21 protein-coding genes and 3 pseudogenes are annotated in these 24,926 nt (G+C 74.4%); 12 read left to right on the top strand and 12 right to left on the bottom strand.

The window, feature by feature from the left end:
* Positions 1 to 24 precede the first annotated feature (24 nt).
* Together ACIP5W_RS05125 and ACIP5W_RS05120 are read left to right on the top strand one after the other, a co-directional pair.
* On the top strand, positions 25 to 1,401 hold the full coding sequence (locus ACIP5W_RS05125; RefSeq protein ID WP_401466870.1) for an NAD(P)/FAD-dependent oxidoreductase: 1,377 nt from the start codon (positions 25 to 27) through the stop codon (positions 1,399 to 1,401).
* A 95-nt stretch (positions 1,402 to 1,496) separates the two neighbouring features.
* On the top strand, positions 1,497 to 3,695 hold the full coding sequence (locus tag ACIP5W_RS05120) for an FUSC family protein (RefSeq protein ID WP_401466867.1): 2,199 nt from the start codon (positions 1,497 to 1,499) through the stop codon (positions 3,693 to 3,695).
* A 769-nt stretch (positions 3,696 to 4,464) separates the two neighbouring features.
* Here ACIP5W_RS05120 and ACIP5W_RS05115 read toward each other — a convergent pair.
* From ACIP5W_RS05115 to ACIP5W_RS05095, 5 genes are all read right to left on the bottom strand, one after another.
* Positions 4,465 to 4,896, bottom strand: a complete 432-nt coding sequence (locus tag ACIP5W_RS05115) for a hypothetical protein (protein WP_366056337.1) — start codon at positions 4,894 to 4,896, stop codon at positions 4,465 to 4,467.
* Positions 4,897 to 4,924: 28 nt separating this feature from the next.
* Entirely contained in the window at positions 4,925 to 5,764 is an 840-nt protein-coding gene (locus ACIP5W_RS05110) for a DUF1206 domain-containing protein (protein ID WP_401466864.1), read from the bottom strand.
* A gap of 243 nt (positions 5,765 to 6,007) precedes the next feature.
* Positions 6,008 to 6,256, bottom strand: coding sequence for a DUF5133 domain-containing protein (locus tag ACIP5W_RS05105; RefSeq protein ID WP_401466861.1), 249 nt, complete (start codon positions 6,254 to 6,256; stop codon positions 6,008 to 6,010).
* Between the two features lie 54 nt (positions 6,257 to 6,310).
* Complete coding sequence (locus ACIP5W_RS05100; protein WP_401466858.1) at positions 6,311 to 7,150, bottom strand: SigB/SigF/SigG family RNA polymerase sigma factor; 840 nt, start codon at positions 7,148 to 7,150, stop codon at positions 6,311 to 6,313.
* A 284-nt stretch (positions 7,151 to 7,434) separates the two neighbouring features.
* On the bottom strand, positions 7,435 to 7,848 hold the full coding sequence (locus ACIP5W_RS05095) for an ATP-binding protein (RefSeq protein WP_401467005.1): 414 nt from the start codon (positions 7,846 to 7,848) through the stop codon (positions 7,435 to 7,437).
* A 443-nt stretch (positions 7,849 to 8,291) separates the two neighbouring features.
* On the opposite strand from ACIP5W_RS05095, the gene ACIP5W_RS05090 reads away from it, so the two are divergent.
* From ACIP5W_RS05090 to ACIP5W_RS05080, 3 genes and pseudogenes are all read left to right on the top strand, one after another.
* Positions 8,292 to 8,513 carry a hypothetical protein gene (locus tag ACIP5W_RS05090; RefSeq protein ID WP_401466855.1) on the top strand — a complete coding sequence of 74 codons (222 nt, stop codon included), beginning with the start codon at positions 8,292 to 8,294 and terminating at the stop codon, positions 8,511 to 8,513.
* A gap of 57 nt (positions 8,514 to 8,570) precedes the next feature.
* A pseudogene (locus tag ACIP5W_RS05085) lies at positions 8,571 to 10,112 on the top strand (aminotransferase class I/II-fold pyridoxal phosphate-dependent enzyme).
* Between the two features lie 271 nt (positions 10,113 to 10,383).
* Complete coding sequence (locus ACIP5W_RS05080) at positions 10,384 to 10,839, top strand: cyclic nucleotide-binding domain-containing protein (protein WP_401466852.1); 456 nt, start codon at positions 10,384 to 10,386, stop codon at positions 10,837 to 10,839.
* A gap of 18 nt (positions 10,840 to 10,857) precedes the next feature.
* Here the strand turns inward: ACIP5W_RS05080 and ACIP5W_RS05075 are convergent, their stop codons facing one another.
* Positions 10,858 to 12,249, bottom strand: coding sequence for an MFS transporter (locus ACIP5W_RS05075; protein WP_401466849.1), 1,392 nt, complete (start codon positions 12,247 to 12,249; stop codon positions 10,858 to 10,860).
* Positions 12,250 to 12,324: 75 nt separating this feature from the next.
* A complete protein-coding gene (locus tag ACIP5W_RS05070) occupies positions 12,325 to 12,939 on the bottom strand; it encodes a LysE/ArgO family amino acid transporter (protein WP_401466846.1) in 615 nt (204 codons plus the stop codon).
* Between the two features lie 69 nt (positions 12,940 to 13,008).
* On the opposite strand from ACIP5W_RS05070, the gene ACIP5W_RS05065 reads away from it, so the two are divergent.
* Both ACIP5W_RS05065 and ACIP5W_RS05060 read left to right on the top strand, forming a co-directional pair.
* The gene (locus tag ACIP5W_RS05065) at positions 13,009 to 13,908 is read left to right on the top strand and encodes a LysR family transcriptional regulator ArgP (RefSeq protein WP_401466843.1); all 900 of its coding nucleotides are present in this window, start codon (positions 13,009 to 13,011) and stop codon (positions 13,906 to 13,908) included.
* A gap of 120 nt (positions 13,909 to 14,028) precedes the next feature.
* Positions 14,029 to 14,277, top strand: a complete 249-nt coding sequence (locus ACIP5W_RS05060; RefSeq protein WP_401466840.1) for a WhiB family transcriptional regulator — start codon at positions 14,029 to 14,031, stop codon at positions 14,275 to 14,277.
* A 240-nt stretch (positions 14,278 to 14,517) separates the two neighbouring features.
* On the opposite strand, the pseudogene ACIP5W_RS05055 reads toward ACIP5W_RS05060, so the two are convergent.
* Both ACIP5W_RS05055 and ACIP5W_RS05050 read right to left on the bottom strand, forming a co-directional pair.
* Positions 14,518 to 14,838: pseudogene (locus ACIP5W_RS05055) on the bottom strand (hypothetical protein); the annotation flags it as partial.
* A 30-nt stretch (positions 14,839 to 14,868) separates the two neighbouring features.
* Positions 14,869 to 16,266 carry a M1 family metallopeptidase gene (locus tag ACIP5W_RS05050; RefSeq protein WP_401466837.1) on the bottom strand — a complete coding sequence of 466 codons (1,398 nt, stop codon included), beginning with the start codon at positions 16,264 to 16,266 and terminating at the stop codon, positions 14,869 to 14,871.
* 152 nt (positions 16,267 to 16,418) lie between these two features.
* Between ACIP5W_RS05050 and ACIP5W_RS05045 the strand changes: the two genes are divergently transcribed.
* Positions 16,419 to 16,766, top strand: coding sequence for a DUF488 domain-containing protein (locus tag ACIP5W_RS05045; RefSeq protein ID WP_401466834.1), 348 nt, complete (start codon positions 16,419 to 16,421; stop codon positions 16,764 to 16,766).
* Positions 16,767 to 17,035: 269 nt separating this feature from the next.
* On the opposite strand, the gene ACIP5W_RS05040 is transcribed toward ACIP5W_RS05045, so the two are convergent.
* Positions 17,036 to 18,709, bottom strand: coding sequence for an FAD-binding dehydrogenase (locus ACIP5W_RS05040; protein WP_401467002.1), 1,674 nt, complete (start codon positions 18,707 to 18,709; stop codon positions 17,036 to 17,038).
* Positions 18,710 to 18,726: 17 nt separating this feature from the next.
* Entirely contained in the window at positions 18,727 to 19,413 is a 687-nt protein-coding gene (locus tag ACIP5W_RS05035; protein ID WP_401466831.1) for a TetR/AcrR family transcriptional regulator, read from the bottom strand.
* A gap of 255 nt (positions 19,414 to 19,668) precedes the next feature.
* Here ACIP5W_RS05035 and ACIP5W_RS05030 point away from each other — a divergent pair, with 255 nt between their 5' ends.
* Positions 19,669 to 20,427 carry an MBL fold metallo-hydrolase gene (locus tag ACIP5W_RS05030; RefSeq protein WP_401466828.1) on the top strand — a complete coding sequence of 253 codons (759 nt, stop codon included), beginning with the start codon at positions 19,669 to 19,671 and terminating at the stop codon, positions 20,425 to 20,427.
* A gap of 9 nt (positions 20,428 to 20,436) precedes the next feature.
* The gene (locus tag ACIP5W_RS05025) at positions 20,437 to 21,672 is read left to right on the top strand and encodes a DUF4032 domain-containing protein (protein ID WP_401466826.1); all 1,236 of its coding nucleotides are present in this window, start codon (positions 20,437 to 20,439) and stop codon (positions 21,670 to 21,672) included.
* A 34-nt stretch (positions 21,673 to 21,706) separates the two neighbouring features.
* Here the strand turns inward: ACIP5W_RS05025 and ACIP5W_RS05020 are convergent, their stop codons facing one another.
* Positions 21,707 to 22,579: a universal stress protein gene (locus ACIP5W_RS05020; RefSeq protein WP_401466823.1), complete on the bottom strand. Its 873-nt coding sequence runs from the start codon at positions 22,577 to 22,579 to the stop codon at positions 21,707 to 21,709.
* A 71-nt stretch (positions 22,580 to 22,650) separates the two neighbouring features.
* On the opposite strand from ACIP5W_RS05020, the pseudogene ACIP5W_RS05015 reads away from it, so the two are divergent.
* Both ACIP5W_RS05015 and ACIP5W_RS05010 read left to right on the top strand, forming a co-directional pair.
* Positions 22,651 to 23,007, top strand: a pseudogene (locus ACIP5W_RS05015) (VOC family protein); the annotation flags it as partial.
* A 233-nt stretch (positions 23,008 to 23,240) separates the two neighbouring features.
* Entirely contained in the window at positions 23,241 to 24,917 is a 1,677-nt protein-coding gene (locus ACIP5W_RS05010; protein WP_401466820.1) for an FAD-dependent oxidoreductase, read from the top strand.
* Positions 24,918 to 24,926 lie beyond the last annotated feature (9 nt).

The raw sequence follows: 24,926 nt of genomic DNA, 5'->3' as shown, positions 1-24,926 counted from the left end.
GACCGCCCGGAGCCGCAGAAAGGGATGGACATCGTGACACGACCCAGGATCCTGGTGGTGGGAGCGGGCTTCGCGGGAGTGGGGTGCGTTCGACGCCTGGAACGCGAACTCGCCGCCGCGGAGGCCGACGTCACCCTGGTGACACCGTTCGCCTACCAGCTCTATCTGCCGCTGCTGCCGCAGGTCGCCTCCGGGGTGCTGACCCCCCAGTCGATCGCGCTGTCGCTGCGCCGCAGCAGGAAGTACCGCACCCGGATCATCCCGGGCGGAGCCATCGGCGTGGACCTGCAGTCGAAGGTCTGCGTCATCCGGACCATCACCGACGAGATCGTCAACGAGCCGTACGACTACATCGTGCTCGCCCCCGGCAGCGTCACCCGCACCTTCGACATCCCGGGGCTGACCGACCACGCCTTCGGCCTGAAGACGCTCGCGGAGGCGGCCTACATCCGCGACCACGTCATCAGCCAGCTCGACCTCGCCGACGCCAGCAACGACCCCGCCGAGCGGGCCGCACGGCTCCAGTTCGTGGTGGTCGGCGGCGGCTACGCCGGCACCGAGACCGCCGCCTGCCTCCAGCTGCTCACCCACAACGCGGTCAAGCGCTACCCCAGGCTGGACCCGAGCCTGATCAAGTGGCACCTGATCGACATCGCGCCCAAGCTGATGCCGGAACTCGGCGACAAGCTCGGGCGCAGCGCGCAGGAGGTGCTGCGCCGGCGGGGCATCGAGGTGTCGCTGGGCGTGTCCATCGCCAAGGCCGGGCCGGAGGAGGTCACCTTCACCGACGGCCGCGTGGTGCCGACCCGCACGCTGATCTGGACCGCCGGTGTCGTGGCGAGCCCGCTGATCGCCACTCTCGGCGCGGAGACGGTCCGCGGACGGCTCGCGGTCACCTCGCGCATGGACCTGCCCGGCCACGACGGGGTGTTCGCGCTCGGCGACGCCGCGGCCGTCCCCGACGAGGCCAAGGGCGAGGAGGGCGCCGTCTGCCCGCCGACCGCCCAGCACGCGATGCGGCAGGCCAAGGTCGCCGCCGACAACGTCATCGCGCAGCTGCGCGGCCGGGCGATGCGGCCGTACGCGCACAAGGACCTCGGGCTGGTGGTCGATCTCGGCGGCACCGACGCCGTGTCCAAGCCGCTCGGCATCGAACTGCACGGGCTGCCCGCGCAGGTGGTGGCCCGCGGGTACCACTGGGGGGCGCTGCGCACCGGAGTGGCCAAGGCGCGCGTGCTGACGAACTGGACGCTGAACGCGATCGCCGGTGACGATTTCGTCCGCACCGGGTTCCAGGCCCGGCGGCCCGCCAAGCTGAAGGACTTCGAGTACACCGACACCTATCTGACGCCCGAGCAGGTGCGGGCCCAGGTGGAGGGCGGGCGCCCCGAGGCCGGCTGAGACGGGGCGGGAGGGTACGGCAGAGACGGGCGGGAGAGTACGGCGGCGTGAAGGCGGCGGCACCGGCGTGGGCGGCGGGGGTACGGGACCGGGTGATGGCATCCGATCCCGGGCTGCTGCGGCTCGCGGCCGGCCTGCGGACGGTGGGTGCGATCACCCTCACGCTGGGCGTGCTGTCCCTGCTGGACGCGGACGTCACGCATCTGGTCGCGGGGGCCATCGCGGCGATGGTCGCCACGTTCGCCGTCCGGGAGAAGCAGCGGGGGCCGCAGGCGGTGACCCTGGCGCTGGGGCTGCCGGTGGCGCTGGCCTCGGTGTCCCTGGCGGCGCTGCTGAGTTCGCACGTGGTGGCCGGTGACGTCTTCTTCGTCGTGCTCATCTTCTGCGCGGTGTACGGACGCCGGTTCGGCGACCGGGGCACCGCGCTCGGGCTGATCGGCTTCCAGGTCTACTTCCTGTCCCTGTTCGTGGGCGCCACCCCGCATCTGCTGCCGGGACTGTGGGGAGTCCTCGCCCTCGCCTTCGCGGGCAGCGCGCTCGCCCGGTTCGTGCTGGTGCCGCAGACGTCGGCGGGGATCCTGCTGCGACTGCGGCACGCCTTCCGGGCGCGGCTCGCGCAGTTGCTCGACGCCCAGCTGGAACTGCTCGACGCCGGCCCGGACGACGTGGAGAAGGCACTGGCGCACGTGCGCACGGGCACCGCCCGGCTGCACGAGACGGCCATGATGATCCAGGGCCGGCTGGAGGAGGGCACGCCCGACGAGGCGACGGCCCGGCTGGTGCAACGCCGGATCGCCGACGCGGAGATCGCCGCCGAGCGGCTCGGGCTGCTCCTGCTGACGGCACGCGGCGCCGAGCGCGCGGACACCCTGACCCTGCACCTGCCGGGCGCGCCCGTCCCCGAGCGCGGGCGGCTGCCGATGCCGGAGGAGGAGGCCACGGACCTGCTGCGCCGCGATCTGCGGGCCCTGCGCCTGCTGGTCCGGCGTCCCGTCGCCGACGGCACCGGGCTCGCGCAGGTCCGCAACCGCCTGCTGGGCTACCGCGACGAGGAACACCTGCCGCCCGCCCCACCGGCCGTGCGGGACGTCTTCCGGGGCGTCGGTGAGAGCGCCCGCGCGGTGCTGGGGCTGCGCCTCGCGCTCGACGGGCCGCAGGACGAGTCCGACGACAGCCCCGAGACGGCCCGCTCCCGGGAGGAGCTGGACGCGGAGGACGCGGCGATCGGCGGGGAGGAGCCCGACGAGGAGACCGCGGAGAAGCAGACGGGGCTGCGGCGGCCGACCACCCGCGCGGCCGTCCAGGTCTCCGTCGGCTCGGCACTGGCCATCGTCGGCGGCGAACTGCTGTCCACCCACCGCTGGTACTGGGCGGTCCTCACCTGCTGGATCGTCTTCATCAACACCTCGTCCACCGGGGAGATCCTGGTCAAGGGATACCGGCGGCTGCTCGGCACCGCCCTCGGCGTGGTCGCGGGGATCGGCCTCGCGGGACTGGTCGGCCACCACACGTGGACGGCGTTCGCGGTGGTGCTGCTGTGCGTGTTCGCGATGTTCTACACGGCGCCCCTGTCGTACACCCTGATGTCGTTCTTCGTCACCGCTGCGCTGGGCGTGCTGTACACGCTGCTGCACACCTACAGCCTGGACGTGCTGGTCCTGCGCGTGGAGGAGACGGCGCTGGGGGTGGCCAGCGGGGTGGTCGCGGCGGCGCTGGTGCTGCCCGTGCGCACGGACCGGCGGACGGACGAACTGCTCACGACCGTCCTCGAGCGGCTGACCGACGTCACCGAGGCCGCCGTGGAACAGCTCAGCGGCGGACCGCCGACCGAGCTGCTGGACCGGGCCCGGGAACTGGACCAGGCCCTGTCCGACCTGCGCTCCGCGACCCAGCCGCTGACCCACCCGGTCACCCCGCTGCGGACCCGGCGGGACACCGCCCAGTACGTCGTGGCCCTGCTGGAGACCTGCGCCTACCACGCCCGGTCACTGGCGGCCACGGCCGAGCTGCTGCCCACCCACCCCTCGATCGCGGCGGACCCCCGGCTGCGCGGCGCCGGCCTGCGCATCCTGCGCAACATCGACGCCATCGCCGCACGCGTCGCCGACGACCACAGCACCGCCGAGGTCCGCACCGGCCCCAGCGTCGCCTCGCTCCTCGACCCGGGCGCCCCCGGCACCCCCCGCTACGGCCGCGTCACCGACCGCGTCCTGCGCCACCTGCAACGCCTGGACGAAGCGGTGGCGGGCCTGGCCCGGCCGCTGGGAGTCCCGGTGACGCCACCGGCGCGATGAGACCGGGCCCGCGCCCGGCGGCGGCCGAGTGCCCCGGTCCTGGCGGCGAGCGAAGGCGCCGGGGGAAAAACGGGGGCGCGGGCCGGGTGAGAGGCAGCTCGGGTGAGGCGGCCGAGGCCGATCAAGGGAGGCCCCCCGGGGCCGGCCGGTGGCGAGGTCCCGCGGGCCGGCCGGCAGCGGCTCTCGGAGGCGGGTCCGTCGCCCGTCCGCACCGCCCGGCGGGTGCCCCGCGCCCGCCGGGCGGGTGGAGCACCCGCACCGGGGCCGGGCCCGGCCCCGGACAGGCCGCCGCGGCGGCTCCCCCACAGGACGCGGGCGCCCGCCCCGGCGCCGTCCGGCTTCTGGGGGAGGCGCCGGGCGGGGCCATGAGCCGCGAAGCCGGGCCGGCCCGGGCCGCAGCGGCCGCCCGAGGGACACCGTGCGGGGCCTGCCCGGCCACCCGAACCCGGTGCCTCCGTCCGGCGCCCGGCGCAGAGGCCGGCCGGTCGGGCCGTCGCCCCGCCCCTCTCCCCCAGGACGCGGGCGCCCGCCCCCGCGCCCGGCGGGGGGGGGGGGGGGGGCCCGGCGGGGGCGCGGGGGGGGGGGGGGCGGCGGGCGGGGGGGGGGGGCGGGCCGCCCCCCCCCCCCCGCGGGCCGCCGGGGCGGCCCCCGGCGCGGGGGCGGGCGGGGGGGGCCGCCCCCCCCCCCCCCCCCCCCGGGCGGGGGGCCCCCCCCCGGGCGCGGGCGGGGGGGGGGGGGGGCGCCCGGACGGGGCCGCTGAGGGGCGGGGTCAGAAGTCCGTCGGCAGGCCGCTCGCCGCCGCGATGCCCCGGAGTGCCTCGGTGTCGTTCTGGCGCTGCTGGATGCAGCCGGCGATCTCGGCCAGGCGGCCCGGGTCGGAGGCGGTCTCCGCGTCGGTGACCACGCGGACCGGGCCGGTTCCGTCGACCTGGATCTCGACGAGCTGGTTGTCCAGTCGGCCGGTGACGGCCGTGGCGATGACCAGGGCGGCCTCGTCACGGATCTCCTGGGGCAGCTCCTCGGTCTCCTGCGGATCGAGCGCGAAGTCGAGGGTCTCGGCGGATTGTTCGTCCAGGGCGCGCAGGGCGGGTGAGACGACCTTGAGCAGCATCGCGAAGTCCTCGCTGTCCATGCGGACGCGCAGGAGGTCGAGGTACATGTCCACGGGCCGTCCGTCCGGCGGGAACTCGGATTCGTTCATTTCCCCCGGGTTCCCGCCGACGACGCGTTCAGACCTTCCGCCAGCGAGCCATCGCGAAGGAGAACAGCCCGAACAGCACCAGACCGGCCGCCACGCAGGCCAGCAGCCCCGGCCCGACGGGCGTGTCGGCGAAGGAGCGCAGGGTGTCGTCGAGCCCCTTGGCCTTGTCGGGCTCGTATTCCACTGCCGCGCGGACGGCGAAGGCGCCGGCCGCCGCGAACACCAGGCCGCGCGCCGTGCCGCCGCCCACACCGGTGACGTCCACGAGGCGGCGTACCCGCGCGGACATCTCGCCGAGCCGCAGGTGCTTGTGGTACTTGCGCAGGAGGGCCCGGACGGCTATCCAGATGCCGCCGACGATGATCCCGACACCGGCCGCGCCGACGATCCACCGGCCGCCGGGAAGCTCGAGCACGCGGGCGGTGACGTCACGCGACTGCTCGTCGCTCGATCCGCCCCCGTTGCCCGATCCGGCGGCGAAGGCGAGCACGGAGTAGGCGACGAAGGAGTAGAAGACGCAGCGGCCGAGCGCCAGCAGTCGCTTCTTCGCCTTGCGGCCGTCGGGCCCGGCCGAGCCGAAGACCACCTCGGACAGCCGCCACAGCGCCATGCCGACCAGCCCGATCCCGAGGGCCCACAGCAGGACGGAGCCGAAGGGATGCTCCGCGATCTCGGCGAGGGCGCCCTGCCGGTCGGCCTGCTGCTTCTTGTTCTCGCCGAAGGCGATCTGGAGGGCCAGCGCCCCGACGAGCAGGTAGATCACGCCGCGCGCGGCCAGTCCGGCCCGCGCGGCCCCCCGCGTGACCGAACCCCGCGCGGCGCGCTCGGCCTCCATACGGCCGTTGCGCGCCAGGGCACTCGCGTTCATGTCAACCTCCTGGAAGAGTCTCGGAGACCCGGATGCCCCGGCTTCGGCACCGCACACACGGGCCGTACGCACGGGCCGCACGCAGGCCGCACACGGGCCCCGCACATGAGGGTCACGCGTACGGGCCACGCATGCGGACATCGCGCACTCGGGTGCCGTACGCGCGGGCCGTGCGCTCAGGCGCCGTGCACACGGGCGCCCCGCCGCGGGCGGGCCGCGGCGGGGCGTCGGAGCGCCGACCGGTCAGGCGTACACGTGCGGCCCGTCGTCGGTGCTGCGGCCGACGGCGGTGTCGGTGTCGGTGTCGGTGGCCGCGGCGAGCCAGCTCCGGGCCACTTCCAGGGCCCGGGTGACCTCGCGGGTCCCGGTGGAGACGCACAGTGTGTAAGCGAGGTCCTGCGCCCGCGTGTCGGCCGCGGCGGATCCGCTCGCCGTGGCGGCCTCGTACTCGGCGACGAGGGTGCGCAGGACGGCGGGGTGGGGCATCAGCATCAACGACTGCTCCTGGTCCGGAACGGGTGGGATACGTACGGCCCTCGGGCCGGTTCAGCGGAGGTCGCCCGGTCGCCCCAGGGCTTCCTGGCGCACCTGGGCGCAGCTGCGGCTGATGAGCCGCGAGACGTGCATCTGGGAGATGCCGAGCCGGTCGGCGATGCGGCTCTGGGTCATGTCCTCGAAGAAGCGCATGTAGAGGATGGCCCGCTCGCGTTCCGGCAGCCGGCGCAGGCTCTCCTTGGCGGACTCGCGGTCGACCACGGTGTCGTAGGAGGCGTCGGGCCCGCCGAGGGTGTCCGCGAGGCTGTAGCCGTCGTCCCCGGCGGGGAGTTCGGCGTCCAGCGACAGGGTGCTGAAGCTCTCCAGGGCCTCGAGGCCCGCGGCGACCTCGTCCTCGGTGAGGCCGGTGTGGGCGGCGAGGTCGGCGGTCGACGGCTCGGGGGCGCCGGGCGTCTGGGCCAGCTCGCGCCGGGCGACGCGCACCTTGTTGCGCAGTTCCTGCACCCGGCGGGGGACCCGCAGGGCCCACATCCGGTCCCGGAAGTGCCGCTTGATCTCCCCGGTGATGGTGGGGACGGCGTAGCTCTCGAAGGCCCCGCGTTCCGGGTCGAAGCGGTCGACGGCCTTCACCAGGCCGAGTGCGGCCACCTGCCGGAGGTCCTCGACGGCCTCACCGCGGTCGCGGAAGCGGCCGGCGATCCGGTGGGCCATGGGCAGCCAGGCGGTGACGATCCGGTCGCGCACGGCGTCCCGCTCGGGGCCCTCCTCCATCGTGGTCAGCCGGACGAAGAGGGCGGTGGTGTCGGGAGCGTCGTCGTGGGTCCGACGGGAGTGAGCGGTGGGGTTCGGAGTTGATGCGGCGGGACGGCTTGTCGCCATGTCGATGAGCATGCGGGATCGCTCCTGAACGGTGGAGTCAGGGGGAATGACCACGGGAGGGGCCGCTGCCGTCCGGGGCGCCTGGAGCGCCCCGGGGCGGTCATACCGCTCCCGTGGGCGCGCCTCCGGTCCGAAGCACGAACCTTCGTCTGCCCTGGGTCCGGAGGAACAAACTCCGGTGGCGGGAAACCTGTTCGGACGGCTGGTGCGGCCGTGGCGGCGGGTCCGGACACGGGGCCTCGGCGATGACCGGCGGCGGTCGGGGCCGGGCGGCCGTGGGAGGGGCCGGCGGCGGGTCAGGACACGGGGACGACGGCGGTGATGCGTTTGCCGCCGGACGGCAGCCCGGAGACCCGGACGTCGCAGGCCAGCCGGCAGACGATCGGCCAGCCCCGGCCGCCGAGCCGGCGCCGCCCCTGGTCGTCGAGCGGGTCGGTGACGACGGGCAGCCGGTCACTGCGGTCGCTCACGGAGACCCGCACGGCCCACCCGTCGATGTCCACGTCGAAGTCGGTGATGCCGCCCCCGTGGAGGATGGCGTTGGAGGTGAGTTCCGAGGCGACGAGCAGCGCGTCGGAGACGGCCTCCTCGTCGTAGGGACCGCCGGTGGCCCCGCCCCGCCCGTCGAGCGCGCGCCGTATGGCGCTGCGGACGTCGGCCGGCCGGCAGGGCCCGTCCCCGTGGCAGTGCACCGGGGACAGCGCGTCGATGCCGTGCGCGCCGTCGGCGCGATCGGGCCGGTACGTGCGGTCGGGCCGGCCGGTCCCGCAGGTCCTGCCGGTCCTGTCGGTCCTGTCGGTCTCGCCGACCCTGCCGGTCTCGCCGGTCTTGTCGGCCGGGTCGGCCGGGTCGCTCGGGTCGGTCGGGTCGGTCGGGTCGGTCGGGTCGGTCGGGTCGGTCGGGTTGGTTCGGTCGGTCCGGTGGTTAGCGTTCGCACGCATCCTTTCGCTCTCCTGACGTCCTCGACTGGTCTGGTGGACCCTCTCCCCCCGCCGGCCGGGCACGGCCCTCTCACTCCGGCTGGCCCCCGAAAGCCCCGCCAAACCTGTCTTTCCGGGCATTCGACGGCATCCGGCAGGCCGTCGACGGCGGTCGGCGCGGCCATTCCGGGGAACGGGGTCATCGAGGGGCCTCGCGGGGGTAGGCGGAGTGCATGACGGATGTCGTGGACTCGGACGAACTGCTGCGGCGCATCCAGCGCGCCAGGTCCTGCGCACGCGAGGAGCTGCGGAACCTGCGGTCGCGGAGCGAGGATCTGGGGCGCACCGATCCGGACGCGGCGCGCGAGGCGCATGTGCGGAGCCTGGCGTACGAGGCGGTCCTGGACGTGCTGGACGAGATCGTGACCCCGGGGCAGCACGCGGGCACCACCTGACCGGCGGTTTCCGCGGACGCCCGATCGGCGGGTGGCGGTGCGGGCACCCGGCACCGCATGTGTGTCGATCACACGCGCGCACCCGTGCTGGAAGCCCTCCTCGAGTACCACCGCCAGGGGCGGCCGGCGTTCTCGCCGCCCGGCCACAAGCAGGCACGCGGCGCCGCCCCCGACGTACGGGCGGTGCTGGGCGACGCGGTGTTCCTCGGTGGCGTACTGGCGTCGGGCGGGCTCGACGACCGGCTGACCCGGGGCCGGGTCCTGGAACGCGCCGAGCAGCTCATGGCGGACGCCGTCCACGCCGAGCACACCTTCTTGCCGAGGACACCTTCTTCACGACGTGCGGGAGTTCCCTGTCGGTCAAGGCCGCGATGCTCTCGGTGGCCGGGCCGCACGAGAAACTGCTGATCGGGCGGGACGCGCACAAGTCCGTGGTGTCGGGCCTGATCCTCGCCGGGATCGAACCGGTGTGGGTGGAGCCGCAGTGGGACGCCGAGCGGCATCTGGCGCATCCGCCGTCCGCCGCGGGTTTCGAGAAGGCCTTCGAGATCCACCCCGACGCGAAGGGCGCCCTGGTCACCAGCCCGACGCCGTACGGCGCCTGCGCGGACCTGCGGGCGATCGCCGAGGTCTGCCACCGCCGCGCGCGGCCGCCGATCGTGGACGAGGCGTGGGGGCACATCTGCCCTTCCACCCCGAGCTGCCGTCCTGGGCGATGGACGCGGGCGCCGGCATCTGTGTCACCAGCGTCCACAAGATGGGCAGCGGCCTGGAGCAGGGCTCGGTCTTCCACCTCCAGGGCGATCGTGTCCCGGCGGAGCTGCTGAAGACGCGTGCGGACCTGCCGGGCACGACCAGCCCGTCGGTGCTGCTGTACGCCGGGATGGACGGCTGGCGGCGGCAGATGCGCCTGCACGGCGAGGAGTTGACGGGCACGGCCCTGGAGCTGGCGGCCGAGGTGCGGGCGGCCGTCGAGCAGCTGGACGGCATGCACGTCGACGACCGGGCGGACTACTGCGGTCCGGGCCTGGCCGACGACTTCGATCCGCTGCCCGTGGTCGTCGGCCTCGAGGGACTGGGCGTCTCGGGTTTCCAGGCGGCCGACCGGCTGCACGAGCACCGGTCGGTCGACGTCCGTCTGTCCGACCACCGGCGGATCGGCACCCAGATCACCCACGGCGACGACCGGGCGACGACCGGGGAGCTGCTCGCGGCCCTCAAGGATCTCGCGCGTGCCGCGCCGGACCTGCGGCCGGCGCCCCGCACGCAGGTGCCGCCCCCGCCGAACTCCGTCTGGCACAGGCGCTGTTGCCGCGGGACGCGTTCTTCGGTCCGGCCGAGCACGTCCCGTCGTCGAAGGCGGCCGGCCGGGTCACCGCGGAGATGATCACCGCGTATCCGCCCGGCATCCCCGCCGTCCTGCCCGGCGAGCGGCTCACCGAGCCGGTGCTGCGCTGTCCGCACTCGGGGCTGGAGGCGGGCATGAACCTGCCCGACCCGACGGACCGGCGGCTCGACACGATCAGGGTGGTCGCGCGGGACGCGGGGCGAGCGGGGCGAGCGGGGCGAGCGGGGCGAGGCCGACGGGCGGGGAAGTGAAACAGGTCACGTGACCGGGTTATGGTTGCGCGAAAAGCGTCAGAATGGTTTACGGTTCACCCAGTGGTCGCGGAGTCGAGTTCTTCTCCTCCGCATGCCGCATGCGACGGCCCTGGCTGGCTTCCCCCGTCCAGCCAGGGCTTTCGCATGTCCTTCGACGAAACCTCCCGCCGCCGAGGTGCCCGGGGCGCCCGCAGCGGCTGAAATGGGCTTAGGGCCTCGAGCCCTCAGGGAACACCCCGGAACCATCGCCGGCGAGGAGCCCCGCGCCATGACCAGAGCGACGAAGCTGCTGACCGCCCTCCCCCCGCCCCAGCGCCAGCGTCTGATGACCCTCGCCCGCGAGGTGTTCTTCCCGGAGGACACCAGGATCTTCGAGGCGGGCGGCACGGCCGACCGCTTCTGGGTCATCCGCTCCGGCGCGGTCTCCCTGGACCAGGAGGTGACGTCCGTGCAGCGGGTCACCGTCGCCAGTCTCGGCGCCGGCGACCTGCTCGGCTGGTCCTGGCTGTTCCCGCCGTACCGGTGGGACTTCGGCGCGGAGGCGTTCAGCCCGGTCCGCGCCTACGAGTTCGAGGCCCGGGCGGTGCTCAAGCTGTGCGAGGAGGACCCCGCACTCGGCCTCTCCCTGGTCCGCATCGTGGCCGAGATCCTCGCCCACCGCCTGGAGACCACCCGGGGCAGACTGATGGAGCAGTACGGCGTGCACCGCCGCAGGGCCATCTGACCCGCCCCGGTCACAGCACTAGAGGCGATAGCGCCGCAGAGCCGGTGCCGCGCACGCCAGGCCCAGCATGACGGCGACGACCAGCAGGCCGCCGCCCGTCATGGCCGTGCGCGGACCGAAGGCCGCGCCCGCCGCGCCGTGGAGGACGTCCGCGAGGCGCGGGCCGCCCGCGACGACGACCGTGAAGACGCCCTGCATGCGGCCGCGCATCTCGTCGGTGGCCGCGGACAGCAGGATGGCGCCGCGGAAGACCATGGAGACCATGTCGGCGACGCCCGCCGCGGCCAGGAACACCACCGCGAGCCACAGGCTGCCGCTCAGCCCGGAGCCGGCGATCGCCGCGCCCCAGGCGACGACCGCGCCGATGACCATCCAGCCGTGCCGGCGGGCCCGCGAGAAGGTGCCGGAGAACAGCCCGCCCAGCACCGCGCCGACGGGGACGGCCGCGAACAGCAGGCCGAGCGCGAGGCCCTCGCCGTAGGGCGCGTAGGTCTCGGCGGCGAGCTGCGGGAAGAGGGCGCGGGGCATGCCGAGGACCATCGCGACGACGTCGGCGAGGAAGGACAGCAGCAGCACCTTGTGCCGCGCGATGTAGCGGAACCCCGCCAGGATCTCGCGCAGTCCCGCGCGCCGGACGGCCGAGCCGTCGAGCGGCGGCAGCGCGGGCAGCCGGGCGACGGCCCACAGCGTCACGCACAGGGCGAGCGCGTCGAGCAGGTACAGCTCGGGCAGACCGATGACGGGTATCAGGGCACCCGCGAGGAGGGGGCCGGCGACCAGGCCGGTCTGCATGACGGTCGAGCCCAGGGCGTTGGCGGCGGCCAGCTCGCCGGCCGGGACGAGCCGGGCGATGGAGGCGGTACGGGCCGGCGCGTTGAGGCCGAAGAACGCCTGCTGGGTGGCGAGCAGCACCATCAGCACCGCGACCGAGTCGAGTCCGGCGGCGGCCTGGAGCCAGAACAGCACGGAGGTCACGGCGATGCCGGTGTTGGTGATCAGCAGGAGCCTGCGCCGGTCCGTGCTGTCGGCCACCGCGCCGCCCCACAGCGCGAACACCACCAGGGGGAGCAGTCCGGCGGCGCTCGCGTAGCCGACCCAGGCCGAGGAGCCGGTGATGTCGTAGATCTGCTTGGGTACGGCGACGGCGGTGAGCTGGCTGCCGACGGCGGTGACGACGGTCGAGGACCACAGCCGGCGGTAGGCGGGCCGGCGCAGCGGGCGGGTGTCCATCGCCCAGCGTCGCCGGCCGCGCCGGGCGGCGTCCCGCGCGTCCCGCGCGTCCCGCGCGTCCCGCGGGTCCTGCGGGTCCGGCGGGTCCTGCGGGTCCTGCGGGCGCCCTGGCCCGGAAGCGGTCCGGGCCGCTGTTTCGGTTCTCGCCTCGGGTGCGTCGCTGCTCTCGCTCGTGTCCACGGAGTCCCTGGTTGCTCGTTACATCTTTCTGGTCCGGGGTCACTATCGCAGCTCGGGCTGTGGCGGCGCGGACGCTCAGGCTCCGGCGATCAGGGTGGCACCGAGGGTGATCATCGTGGCGGCGACGAGTCCGTCCAGGACGCGCCAGGCGCCGGGACGGGCCAGGAAGCGGCCGAGCAGCCGCGCCCCGAAGCCCAGCGCGGCGAACCAGCACAGGCTGGCCGCCGCCGCGCCCAGGCCGAAGGTCCAGCGCAGCGGGCCGCGGTCGGCGGCGACGGTGCCGAGCAGGAAGACCGTGTCGAGGTAGACGTGCGGGTTGAGCCAGGTCATCGCGAGGCAGGTGAGCACCGCCCGCCGCCGCGAGCCGGCGGCCTCGCCCGCCGTCTCCAGGGCGCCGCCCGGCTTGAGCACCCGGCGGGCGGCGAGGGCGCCGTAGCAGAGCAGGAAGGCGCCGCCGAGCCAGGCGACGGCGGTGAGGGCGCCGGGCCAGGCCACCACCAGCGCGCCCACCCCGGCCACCCCGAGGGTGATGAGGACGGCGTCGGACAGCGCGCAGATCGCGACGACGGCGAGGACGGCGTCCCGGCGGATGCCCTGGCGCAGGACGAAGGCGTTCTGGGCGCCGATGGCGACGATGAGGGAGAGACCGGTGCCGAAGCCGGCCGCGGCGGCGGCGAGGGAGGTGGACATGGCGTCCACGCTAGGGAGCGAATCACTGTGGGACCAGCTAAAGATTCTTACGTATCATTAGCGATCGTGATGACAGATCTTCCCCTCGACCAGGTGCGCACCCTGCTCGCCGTGGTCGACGAGGGCACCTTCGACGCCGCGGCCGCCGCCCTGCACGTGACGCCGTCGGCGGTCAGCCAGCGAGTGAAGGCGCTGGAGCAGCGCACCGGCCGGGTCCTGCTGCTGCGCACCAAGCCGGTGCGGCCGACGGAGTCCGGGGAGATCGTCGTGCGGTTCGCCCGGCAGCTGGCCCGGCTGGAGCGCGACACGCGGTCCGAGCTGGGCATGAGTGGTGCCGGGGAGCCGACGCGGGTGACGGTGGCGGTCAACGCGGACTCGCTCGCCACCTGGTTCCTGCCCGCCCTCACCCGCGTACCGCGCGAGCCGCCGTTCTGCTTCGAACTGCACCGGGAGGACGAGACGCGGACGGCGGAACTGCTGCGTGAGGGCCTGGTGATGGCCGCGGTGACCTCCCTGCCGGACGCCGTCACCGGCTGCTCGGTCAGGTCGCTGGGCTCGATGCGCTACTTCGCCGCCGCGAGTCCCGGCTTCGCCGCCGCGTTCCTCGACGGCGTGCCGCTGGGCGAGGGGCTCGCGCGGGCGCCCGTGGTCACCTTCGACCGCCGCGACGACCTCCAGGACGCGTTCGTACGGCGGTTGCGGCGCGGCCCCGACGGTGCGAGCCGGCTGCGGCACGCCGTGCCGACCTCGGAGGGCTTCCTCGACGCGGTGGCGGCCGGGCTCGGCTGGGGCATGGTGCCCGAGTTGCAGGCCCGGAAGCTGCTGACGGCCGGGCGTCTGGTCTCCCTCGCGCCGGAACGTCCCCTCGACGTCCCCTTGTTCTGGCAGCAGTGGAAGCTCGACTCCCCCGCGCTGGCCGCCGTGACGACCGCCGTCGCGGAGACGGCGGCGAAGACCCTGCGGGGCTGAGCGGGTGGCCGGGGCCGCGGCCACCGGTCCGTGCGGCCCGGTTTCACTTCCGTCCTGCCGGTGACCCGATCAGGAGCAAGTATCCGGAACCGCACACGACTTCGATCGCAGGTGACTTCGATGGACGACTGGCGACAGAGCGCCGCGTGCCGCCATGAGGACCCGGAACTCTTCTTCCCGATCGGCACCTCGGGTCCGGCACTTCTGCAGACCGAGCAGGCGAAGGCGGTCTGCCGGGGCTGCCCGGTGCGGGAACAGTGCCTGGAATGGGCGCTGGAGACCGATCAGGGCCTCGGCGTCTGGGGCGGCACGAGCGAGACCGAACGGCGCGCCCTCAAGCGGCGCATCAGGGCACGCCGCAGTTCGTGATCCCCGCGCGGGGCGGGCCGGTTCTCACCGGCCCGCCCCGCGCGTCGGGCCGTCGCGCCTCCTGCCGGGCCGTCTCCTCGCGCCGCGCCGGTCACCGCCGGCCGTGCCACGAGGCCCCCGCCGGTTCAGCCGTCCCGCGGTGCCGCGGCGGCGGGCGGCGGGCGGCGGGCGGCCGCAGGGTGAACACGCTCCCGGCGCCCGGCGTGCTCGCCGCCCGTGCCGTGCCGCCGTGGGCCGCGGTCAGCGGGCCGGGGAGGCCCGGTCGCCCATGACGACGACCGGGTGGCGGGCGAGGGCGAGGAGCAGTTCCTTCATCTGCCGCTCGGCGATGCCGACGCAGCCGTGGGTGGGCCCGCCGTGGTCGACGTGGATCCAGATGCCCCCGCCGCGCCCGGCGCCCGGCGGCCGGGTCCAGTCCAGCAGTGAGGTGCCGGGCTTGCGGTTGCAGTCGATGGCGATCACGCAGGCGAAGGAACCGGCCGACGGTTCGCCCTCGAAGCCGGTGCCGGGCGCGGGGAGAGGCGCGGCACGGGCGCGGTGCGTGATCATGACTCGACCTCGGCCGAGAGGCGTGAGGAACCGGTCGGGTCCTCAGGGCCGGTTGGGCTTTCCCTGGGCGTACAGCCAGGTCCTGAACAGGTTGTCGAGGTTTTTGCCGGACATCTTCTCCGCCAGGCGCTCGAACTGGGCAGTGGTGCCGTGGCCGTTGCGGTGGTCGGACGCCCAGGCGCGCAGGACGCGGAAGAAGGCGCGGTCGCCGACCGTGGTGCGCAGGGCGTGCAGGGCCATGGCGCCGCGGGCGTAGACGGGCGTGCCGAAGATGTTCGCGCCGCTGCCGGGGTCGCCGGGCGGGAATTCCCACAGGCCGTCACTCGCCGGGCGGGCGTACAGCGCGTCGAAGGCGGCCTGGGCGCTCGCGCCGCCGTGCTGTTCGTCGTAGAGCCACTCGGCGTAGGTGGCGAAGCCCTCGTTGAGCCAGATGTCCTTCCAGGAGGTGAGGGAGACGGAGTCGCCGAACCACTGGTGGGCGCTCTCGTGGACGAGGGTGCTCAGGTCGGGCGCGCCGTCGTACACGGGCCGGGTCTGGGTCTCCAGGGCGTAGCCGACGTCCGGGGCGTGGTCCACGATCGACCCGGCCGCGCGGTACGGGTACGGGCCGAACAGGCCGCTCCCCCATGCGAGCACGGAGGGCAGCTTCGCCAGCACGGGCCGGGCGGCGGTCGCCTCGCGGGGGTCGACGGCGTCGTAGACCCTGATGCCGTCGCGGGTGGTGTACTGCCGGACCTGGAAGGTGCCGACGGTGGCCGTGGCGAGGTAGGCGGCCATGGGCTCGGCCTGCCGCCAGCGGTAGGTGGTCCTCCCGTGCGCGGTCCGCTTGCCGAGGAGGACGCCGTTGGCGACGGCCGTACGGCCCTCGGGGACGGTGATGGTGAAGTCGTACGAGGACTTGTCGGTGGGGTGGTTGTTCGCGGGGAACCAGGTCATGGCGCCCTGCGGCTCGCCCGCGACGAACGCGCCGTCGTCGGTGGGGATCCAGCCGTCGGGGGAGCCGTCGGGGTCGGTGACCGGGCCGGGGGTGCCGGAGTAGGTGACGGTCACCTGGAACCGCGCGCCCTTGCGCAGGGCGCGGCGCGGGGTGACGACGAGTTCCTGGCCGTCGCGGCGGTGACCGGCCTTGACGTGGTCGACGGTCAGGGCGGTGACCTTCAGGCCGTTGAGGTCGAGGTCGAAGCGGCTCAGTGACCGGGTGGCGCGGGCGGTGAGGACCGCCTTGCCGTCGAGGTGCCGGGTGGCCGGGTCGTAACGGAGGGTCAGATCGTAGTGGCCGACGTGGTAGCCGCCGTTCCCGGCGAGCGGGAAGTAGGGGTCGCCGACACCGGGCGTGCCCACCGGACCGGCCGCGAGCGCGGGGTCGGCGGCCGTGAGCAGTGCGGCCACGGCCACGGGTACGGCCGCGAGGAGGGCGGGGCGTCTGCGGAGGTGTGTCACGTGCGCTCCTGGGGGGTGACTGGTGGTCAAACATGATCAGACTAGGCACCGGGCCCTTCGGATTCGCCCTCGTTCAGGTCAAGCCGTGCGGCGCGGGCGGACGGTCCGTGCTTACCCTCGGCACCACCGCCCGCCCCGTGGAGAGGCCGCCCATGAGTGTCCGCGTACGCCGCGTGTACGAACCGCCCGAGCCGGAGGACGGCGTCCGCGTCCTCGTCGACCGGCTGTGGCCGCGCGGTCTGGCCAAGGAGGCGGCGCGGGTCGACGAGTGGCCCAAGGCACTGACCCCGTCGAACGAGCTGCGCCGCTGGTACCACGGGGGCGACGGTTCCCACGAGGAGTTCGTGCGCCGTTACGAGGCCGAGCTGACCGAGCCCGAGGCGGAAGAACTCCTGTGTCACGTGAGGGAGTTGGCGGCCTCGGGGCCGGTGACCCTGCTCACCGCGGTGAAGGAGCCGGAACACAGCCACGCGGCGGTCCTGGCCCGTCTCCTCGGCTGAGGACGGGCCGCCTGCCCGGCCCTGGGGCTCTGCGCCTGCCCGGCCCTGGGGCCGGGCAGGCGGCCCGACGGTGGAGCGCACCCCCGCCCGGGCCGCGAGCGCGCGGCCTCCCGGGCCGGGGCTCAGCCCGGTCCCCGGCCGGCCCCTTCACGGCGGCGGTACCCGGTCGACCCCTTCACGGCGGCGGTCCTCGGCCGGCTCCGTGCGGCGCCCGGTACCGGCCAGGGGGGCGCCGCACCGCAGTCGCCGGGGGCAGGCCGGTCCCGGCCTCACCCCGTCTGCCGTGCCGCCGCCCGTCCCGCCGCGCGCCCCGAGAAGAGGCAGCCGCCGAGGAAGGTGCCCTCCAGGGCGTTGTAGCCGTGGACGCCGCCGCCGCCGAACCCGGCGACCTCGCCCGCCGCGTACAGGCCCTCGATCGGGCTGCCGTCGGCGCCGAGGGCGCGCGAGTCCAGGTCGGTCTGGATGCCGCCGAGGGTCTTGCGGGTGAGGACGTGCAGCTTGACGGCGATGAGGGGTCCGGCCGCGGGGTCGAGGATGCGGTGCGGGGTCGCGACGCGGCCGAGGCGGTCGCCGATGTAGCGGCGGGCGTTGCGGATGCCCTGCACCTGGGCGTCCTTGCCGTACGGGTTGGCCATCTGGAGGTCGCGGGCACGGATCTGGCGGCGCAGGCCGTCGGCGTCGAGCAGTGCCTCGTCCGTCAGGCCGTTCATCTTCTCGACCAGCCGGTCCAGGGTGTCGGCGACGACGAAGTCCGCACCGCGGTCGAGGAAGGCCTGCACGGGGGCCGGCGCGCCCTTGCCGATGATGCGGTCGCGCAGGACGGCCTTGCGGTCCTTGGCGGTGACGTCGGGGTTCTGCTCGGAGCCCGACAGCGCGAACTCCTTCTCGACGATCTTCCGGGTGAGGACGAACCAGGAGTGGCCGTACCCGGCGATGTCCTCGGTGGTGCGCAGGTGCCGGAGGGTGCCGAGGGTGTCGTAGCCCGGCAGGCAGGGGTCGGGCAGGCGGCGGCCGAGGGCGTCGAACCACATCGAGGACGGGCCGGGCAGGATGCGGATGCCGTGACCGGGCCAGATGGGGTCCCAGTTGCGGACGCCCTCCGTGTAGTGCCACATGCGGTCGCGGTTGACGAGCCGCACACCGGCCTCGGCGCTGATGTCGAGCATGCGGCCGTCGACGTAGGCGGGGACGCCGGTGACCATCTCGGCGGGCGGGGTGCCGAGGCGTTCGGGCCAGTGGCGGCGGACCATGTCGTGGTTGGCGCCGATGCCGCCGCTGGTGACGACGACGGCCTGGGCGGTCAGCTCGAAGTCGCCGACGCGCTCGCGGCTGGAGGAGACACCGCGCGGCGAGTCGTCGGGCGCGAGGACCGTGCCGCGTACGCCCCGTGCGGCGCCGCCCTCGACGACCAGCTCGTCGACGCGGTGACGGTGGTGGAAGGTGAGCAGCCCGTCCCGGGCGGCCTGCCGGGCGTACCGCACGAACGGCTCGACGACGCCCGTGCCGGTCCCCCACGCGACATGGAAGCGGGGCACGGAGTTGCCGTGCCCGTCGGCGCGCAGGTCGCCGCGCTCGGCCCAGCCGACGGTCGGTACGAAGGAGATGCCGTGCCCGGCGAGCCAGGTCCGCTTCTCCCCCGCCGCGAACTCGACGTAGGCGCGAGCCCAGCGCACCGCCCAGGAGTCCTCGTCGTCGGTGCGGTCGAACCGGGCGCTGCCCTGCCAGTCGCTCCAGGCGAGGTCGAAGGAGTCCTTGACGCCGAGGCGCCGCTGCTCGGGCGAGTCGACGAGGAACAGCCCGCCGAAGGACCAGAACGCCTGGCCGCCGAGGTTGGCGGCGTTCTCCTGGTCGACCAGGGCGACCCGCCTGCCCCTGCTGGTGAGTTCGTGCGCCGCGACCAGGCCGGCGAGGCCCGCTCCGACGACGATGACGTCCGCGTCCATGGCGACCGTTGCCTTTCTCATTCGGGGTGCTTCTCGAGGGCTTTTGCGGGGGCTTTTGCGGGGTGGCGCTCCGGGATGCTCCCGGGGTGGGCGCCGCCTTCGGTCAGCAGCGCGGTGAGGAGCTGCTTGAGCCAGGCACGGGCACCGTCCACGTCCTTGTCGAGCAGCAGTTGGGTGGTGACCCCGTCGTAGGCGGCGACCACCGCGCGGGCGGCGGCGTCGGCGCCGCCGAGGACGGCGGGCAGTGCGTCGGGACCGCGGTCGCGGCCGAGCCGGTCGGCGATGGCGCCGCGGAGCGTCGCGCGGTGTTCGAGCAGGGTCCGGGCGACGGCCGGGTCGCGGGCGGCGTGCACGAGGAAGTCCGTCTTCACCAGCAGCCAGTCGTGGTCGAGGAGCAGCACCTCGGTGACGCGGTCCACGGACGCGGGGACGTCGAGGCCTGGTCCGTCCCCGGCGAGCGCCTCGGCGACCTGCCGGGCGATGAGGTCGGCGCGCTGCCGGTAGAGGGCGAAGAAGAGTTCGTCCAGGCTGGCGAAGTTGGAGTAGAAGGCGCCCCGGCTGTAGCCGGCGGCCTCGCAGACCTCCTCGATGGAGACCCGCCCGAAGCCCTTGGCGGCGAACACCTCGAAGGCGGCGTCGAGGAGGTTGGCCCGGGTGCGCACCCGGCGCCGGGTGACACGCCTCGTCGTCCGTTCCTCCGCCATGTCGGGCCTCCGTTCGATACGGGAATGTATCCGATGCATTCGTGTATCGAAAGGCTCGCGACAACAACAACAGCAGCAACAGTCACGGCCACGGCCAGAGCCACGGCCAGAGCCACGGCCGGAGCGGCGGCACCGGACGTCGCGGGGAACCCGGAGCGGCCGGGAACCGGACCGCGGATCCGCCCCGGCGTCGTCGCCCGCCGGCGATCTGCTTTGCTGTCCCCGTCGGGCACGGACCTCACCCACGGGACGATCATGCGGGCAGACGTACGGCAGGTCGCGGACGGCACCTATCTGGTGCACGGCAGCAACACCAACTGGGTGATCCTCACCGAGGGCGACGCCGTCACCCTGATCGACACCGGCTACCCGGCGGACCGGCAGCGGCTGCTGGACTCCCTCGCCGCGGTGGGCAGTTCACCGCGGGCGGTCACCGCCGTCCTCGTCACCCACGCGCACAACGACCACCTCGGGTCCGCCGAACACCTGCGCACCGCGTACGGCACGCCCGTCCAGCTGCATCCGGCCGAAGTCCCGCACGCCCGGAGGGACTTCCTCCAGCAGGTGAGCGTCGGCACGGTGCTGCGCAACGCCTGGCGGCCCGGGGTCCTGCCGTGGATGGTGCACGCGCTGCGCTCCGGCGGCACCGAACAGCACCCGGTCACCGCCCCGGAGCCGTTCCCCGCCGCCACCGGCAGCACCGGCGCGCTGGACCTGCCGGGCCGGCCCGTGCCCGTGCACACCCCCGGCCACACGGACGGCCACACCGTCTTCCACCTTCCGCAGGCCGGGATCCTCGTCTCCGGTGACGCGCTGGTCAGCGGGCACGCCACCTCGCGGATCCGGGGGCCGCAGCTGCTGCCCGGCATGTTCCACCACGAACGGGCCCGCGCGCTGGCCTCGCTGGACGTGATCGGGTCCCTGGCGGCCGACACCCTGCTGCCCGGCCACGGGCCGGTGCACCGGGGGTCCGTGCGCGAGGCTGCCCAGCGGGCCCGGGAACACGCCGTCTAAGGTCAGGCCATGGCTTTGCAGATCAGCGCCACCAACCCGGAGCACCCGGCCCTCCTGCTGGAGCTGCCCTGGCAGCTTCCGCTGGAGGAGTGGCCCGAGGACATTCTCGTACCGCTGCCGCGCGGCATCTCCCGGCACGTGGTGCGCTACGCCCGCGCCGGCGACGAGGTGATCGCCGTCAAGGAACTGGCCGAGCGCCCGGCGCTGCGCGAGTACGAGCTGCTGCGCGACCTGGACCGGCTGGGCATCCCGGCCGTCGACCCGCTGGCCGTGGTCACCGGCCGCGCCGACCCGGCGGGCGACCCGCTGGAGCCGGTCCTGGTCACCCGGCACCTGGGCGGGTCGATGCCGTACCGGTCGATGTTCGAGACGACCATGCGGCCGGCGACCATGCACCGGCTGATGGACGCCCTGGCGGTGCTGCTGGTGCGGCTGCACCTGGCCGGGTTCGCGTGGGGCGACTGCTCGCTGTCCAACACCCTGTTCCGGCGCGACGCGGGCGCCTACGCCGCGTACCTCGTCGACGCCGAGACCGGTGACCTGCATCCGCAGCTGAGCCCCGGACAGCGTGACTACGACCTCGACCTGGCCCGCGTGAACATCAGCGGCGAGCTGCTCGACCTGGAGGCCTCCGGCGCCCTGCACCCGTCGGTCGACCCGGTCGAGTTCGGCATGGAGATCTGCGCCCGCTACCAGGGGCTGTGGCAGGAGCTGACCCGCACCTCCGTCTACCCGGCGGGCAAGTACCACTACATCGAGCGCCGCATCCGCCGGCTCCACGAGCTGGGCTTCGACGTCGCGGAGATGCAGATCGAGCACTCCTCCAACGGCGACACGGTCACCTTCGTGCCGAAGGTCGTCGACGCGGGCCACCACCAGCGGCAGTTGCTGCGGCTGACCGGCCTGGACACCGAGGAGAACCAGGCCAGGCGGCTGCTGAACGACCTGGAGAGCTGGATGGCCACCCAGGACGACTACGCCCCGGGCGACCCCCTCGCCGCCCGCCCCGAGGTGCTGGCGCACCGCTGGGTGCGGGACGTGTTCCGGCCGACCGTGCGGGCCGTGCCGCTCGAACTGCGCGGCTCCATGGACCCGGCGGAGATCTACCACGAACTCCTCGAACACCGCTGGTACCTGTCGGAGCGCGCACAGCACGACATCGGCCTCGACACGGCCGTGCAGGACTACATCGCCAGGATCCTGCCCCGCGCGCGGGAGACCCTGGAGCCGACGACGCCGGAGTGAGCCGGACGCCCGGGGAGCCGGGGTCCGGCCCGCGTCACTCGTGCGGGACCACGGCCACGGGGCAGTCCGCGTGGTGCAGCACGCCGTGCGCCACCGAGCCGATCCGGGCGCCGACCGCGGTACGGCGGGCCCGCCGGCCGACCACCACCAGCTGGGCCCGCCCGGACACCGACAGCAGCACCTGGCCGGCGCTGCCGATCTCCACGTGCTCCACCACCGGTACGTCGGGGAAGCGTTCGCGCCACGGGGCGAGGGCGTCGGCCAGCGCCTTCTTCTCGTACGGCTCCAGGCCGCCGGCGTCGTCGAGCAGCTTGAGCGAGGCGGGGCTGTACGAGAACACCGGGGGCAGGGTCCAGGCCCGCACCGCGCGGACGGAGGCGCCGCGGGCGGCCGCCGTCTCGAACGCGAACCGCAGGGCGGGCGCGCTGTCCTCGGGCGAGCCGTGCTGGCCGACCACGATCTCGTGCCCGGCCACCTCGGAGCCGGCCTTGTCCCCGGCCCGCACCAGGACGACCGGGCGGCGGGCCTCGGCGATCACCTGCTGGCCGACCGAACCGAGCAGGAAGCCGACGACCGCGCCGTGCCCGCGCGAGCCCAGCACCAGCAGTTCCGCCTCCGCCGCGGCGGCGACCAGTGTGTCCGCCGGCTCGCCCTCCAGGACGTCGCTGGTCACCCGCAGCCCAGGGTGGCGTCCCGAGACCTCGCTGACGGCCTCCCGGACGGCGGCCCGCACCCAGTCCCGCTGGGCGCCCCGGTCCGCCACCTCGGCCGCCGTGTCCGGCTGGAACCGCCAGGCGTGCACCACCCGCAGCGCCAGATCCCGCCGTACGGCCTCCCTCGCCGCCCAGGCAAGTGCCGCCAGGCTCTCTTCCGTTCCGTCGACCCCTGCCGTGATCGGGCCCGTCATCCCGCCGCCTCCCCGCTTCGCTCCACCGAATCGATTCGTCGGGTCCAGTCTTCACCACTGGCCTTCCGGTCATGACCTCGGAGTCGGGACAGGTGATCATCGACGCCGCCGATCCGGTGGCGCCGGGGCGCTGGTGGGCCGGGGCCCTCGGCCGGGTCGTGGTCGACGCCGACGCCGCCGACGCCGACGCCGAGTTCGAGATCGGGCCGGCCCCGGACCGGCTGCCGGGCCCCCTGTTCGTGTCGGTGCCCGGGGCCAGGACGGTCAAGAACCGGCTGCATCTGGACTTCCGGCCCGAGGACCAGCGCGCGGAGGTCGACCGGCTGCTGTCCCTGGGGGCGCGCCCCGCCGACGTGGGGCAGGGCGAGCAGACCTGGGTGGTGCCGGAGGATCCCGAGGGCAACGAGTTCTGCGTGCTGAGCGCCCGCGGGGGCTGGGACCCGTCCCGGTCCGACCGCGCGCGCCCGACCCCCGCCCCCCGCCCCCGCCCCCGTCGGCCGGCGGGCGCCGTGCCGTGTAGACCGACAGTGCCCCGTCCTGTACCGGGAGCGCACGGCCCCACCGGCCCCGGAGCGGACGCGGGCGATCGAACATACGATGGGCGGGAACCGGCGCGGGGCCCGCCGTGCCGCGAGTCCTGAACCCTCGGGGTGGGAGACGTATGGCACAGGCCGCCGAGACCGCGCGGACCGTCATCCTGACCGTGGACGACGACCCGGGGGTCTCCCGCGCCGTCGCCCGCGACCTGCGGCGCCGCTACGGCGGCGCGTACCGGATCGTGCGCGCCGAGTCCGGCGAGTCCGCGCTGGACGCCCTGCGCGAGCTGAAGCTGCGGGGCGACCTGGTGGCCGTGATCCTCGCGGACTACCGCATGCCGCGGATGAACGGCATCGAGTTCCTCGAACAGGCGCTGGACGTGTACCCCGGCGCGCGGCGCGTGCTGCTGACCGCGTACGCCGACACCAACGCGGCGATCGACGCGATCAACGTGGTCGACCTCGACCACTACCTCCTCAAGCCGTGGGACCCGCCGGAGGAGAAGCTCTACCCGGTCCTGGACGACCTGCTCGCGGCCTGGCGCACCAGCGACCACCGGCCCGTGCCGGCCACCAAGGTCGTCGGGCACCGCTGGTCGGCGCGCTCCTCCGACGTGCGGGAGTTCCTGGCCCGCAACCAGGTCCCCTACCGCTGGTACTCCTCCGACGAACCGGAGGGGCGGCGGCTGCTCGCCGCGGCCGGCGCCGACGGCCGGCGGCTGCCGCTGGTGATCACCCCCGACGGCACCCCGCTGACCGAGCCGGACGCCCCCGAGCTGGCCGCCCACGTGGGGCTGGCGACGACCCCGGAGGCCGAGTTCTACGATCTCGTGGTGATCGGCGGCGGCCCGGCCGGGCTCGGCGCGGCCGTCTACGGCGCCTCGGAGGGGCTGCGGACGGTGCTGGTGGAGCGGTCGGCGACCGGCGGGCAGGCCGGGCAGAGCTCCCGCATCGAGAACTACCTCGGCTTCCCCGACGGCGTGTCCGGCGCACAGCTCACCGACCGGGCCCGCCGCCAGGCCACCAGGTTCGGCGCCGAGATCCTCACCGCGCGCGAGGTGACGGGACTCGAGGTAAACGGCCCCGCCCGCGTCGTACGGTTCTCCGACGGCTCGGCGGTCGCCGCGCACAGCGTGATCCTGGCGACCGGTGTGTCGTACCGGCAGCTCCTGGCGCCGGGCTGCGACGACCTGACCGGCTGCGGGGTGTTCTACGGCTCGGCGCTGACCGAGGCGGCCTCCTGCCAGGGGCAGGACGTGTACATCGTGGGCGGCGCCAACTCGGCGGGCCAGGCGGCGATGTACCTGGCGCGGGGCGCCAAGTCGGTGACGCTGCTGGTGCGCGGCGAGTCCCTGGCGTCGTCGATGTCGTACTACCTGATCCAGCAGATCGAGGAGGCGCCGAACATCTCGGTGCGCACCCGTACCGTCGTGGAGGCCGCGCACGGGGAGCAGCACCTGGAGCGGCTCACGCTGCGGGACGTGGACAGCGGGGCGAGCGAACTCGTCGACGCGCAGTGGATGTTCGTGTTCATCGGCGCGGCCCCGCTGACCGACTGGCTGGACGGCACCGTGCTGCGCGACGAGCGCGGGTTCATCCTGGCCGGGCCGGACCTCACCCCGGACGGGCGGCCGCCGGCGGAATGGGAGCTGGACCGGCCGCCGTACCACCTGGAGACCAACATCCCCGGCGTGTTCGTGGCGGGCGACGCGCGCGCCGAGTCCGCCAAGCGCGTCGCGTCCGCCGTCGGAGAGGGAGCCATGGCCGTCATGCTCGTCCACCGTTATCTGGAGCAGTCGTGAGCGGGACGC

It is taken from the genome of Streptomyces sp. NPDC088766, from assembly GCF_044750845.1.
In the GTDB taxonomy this organism is placed as follows: Bacteria; Actinomycetota; Actinomycetes; order Streptomycetales; family Streptomycetaceae; genus Streptomyces.
The sequence above is the reverse complement of the archived record's forward strand: the minus strand, read 5'-3'. Positions and strand labels throughout refer to the sequence as shown.

Bases quoted from the DNA above. Each gene is read 5' to 3' on its own strand.
- ACIP5W_RS05125 (WP_401466870.1), top strand. From the start codon at position 25: ATGGACATCGTGACACGACCCAGGATCCTGGTGGTGGGAGCGGGCTTC.
- ACIP5W_RS05120 (WP_401466867.1), top strand. From the start codon at position 1,497: ATGGCATCCGATCCCGGGCTGCTGCGGCTCGCGGCCGGCCTGCGGACG.
- ACIP5W_RS05115 (WP_366056337.1), bottom strand. From the start codon at position 4,896: ATGAACGAATCCGAGTTCCCGCCGGACGGACGGCCCGTGGACATGTAC.
- ACIP5W_RS05110 (WP_401466864.1), bottom strand. From the start codon at position 5,764: ATGAACGCGAGTGCCCTGGCGCGCAACGGCCGTATGGAGGCCGAGCGC.
- ACIP5W_RS05105 (WP_401466861.1), bottom strand. From the start codon at position 6,256: ATGCTGATGCCCCACCCCGCCGTCCTGCGCACCCTCGTCGCCGAGTAC.
- ACIP5W_RS05100 (WP_401466858.1), bottom strand. From the start codon at position 7,150: ATGCTCATCGACATGGCGACAAGCCGTCCCGCCGCATCAACTCCGAAC.
- ACIP5W_RS05090 (WP_401466855.1), top strand. From the start codon at position 8,292: ATGACGGATGTCGTGGACTCGGACGAACTGCTGCGGCGCATCCAGCGC.
- ACIP5W_RS05080 (WP_401466852.1), top strand. From the start codon at position 10,384: ATGACCAGAGCGACGAAGCTGCTGACCGCCCTCCCCCCGCCCCAGCGC.
- ACIP5W_RS05070 (WP_401466846.1), bottom strand. From the start codon at position 12,939: ATGTCCACCTCCCTCGCCGCCGCCGCGGCCGGCTTCGGCACCGGTCTC.
- ACIP5W_RS05065 (WP_401466843.1), top strand. From the start codon at position 13,009: ATGACAGATCTTCCCCTCGACCAGGTGCGCACCCTGCTCGCCGTGGTC.
- ACIP5W_RS05060 (WP_401466840.1), top strand. From the start codon at position 14,029: ATGGACGACTGGCGACAGAGCGCCGCGTGCCGCCATGAGGACCCGGAA.
- ACIP5W_RS05045 (WP_401466834.1), top strand. From the start codon at position 16,419: ATGAGTGTCCGCGTACGCCGCGTGTACGAACCGCCCGAGCCGGAGGAC.
- ACIP5W_RS05040 (WP_401467002.1), bottom strand. From the start codon at position 18,709: ATGGACGCGGACGTCATCGTCGTCGGAGCGGGCCTCGCCGGCCTGGTC.
- ACIP5W_RS05035 (WP_401466831.1), bottom strand. From the start codon at position 19,413: ATGGCGGAGGAACGGACGACGAGGCGTGTCACCCGGCGCCGGGTGCGC.
- ACIP5W_RS05030 (WP_401466828.1), top strand. From the start codon at position 19,669: ATGCGGGCAGACGTACGGCAGGTCGCGGACGGCACCTATCTGGTGCAC.
- ACIP5W_RS05025 (WP_401466826.1), top strand. From the start codon at position 20,437: ATGGCTTTGCAGATCAGCGCCACCAACCCGGAGCACCCGGCCCTCCTG.
- ACIP5W_RS05020 (WP_401466823.1), bottom strand. From the start codon at position 22,579: ATGACGGGCCCGATCACGGCAGGGGTCGACGGAACGGAAGAGAGCCTG.
- ACIP5W_RS05010 (WP_401466820.1), top strand. From the start codon at position 23,241: ATGGCACAGGCCGCCGAGACCGCGCGGACCGTCATCCTGACCGTGGAC.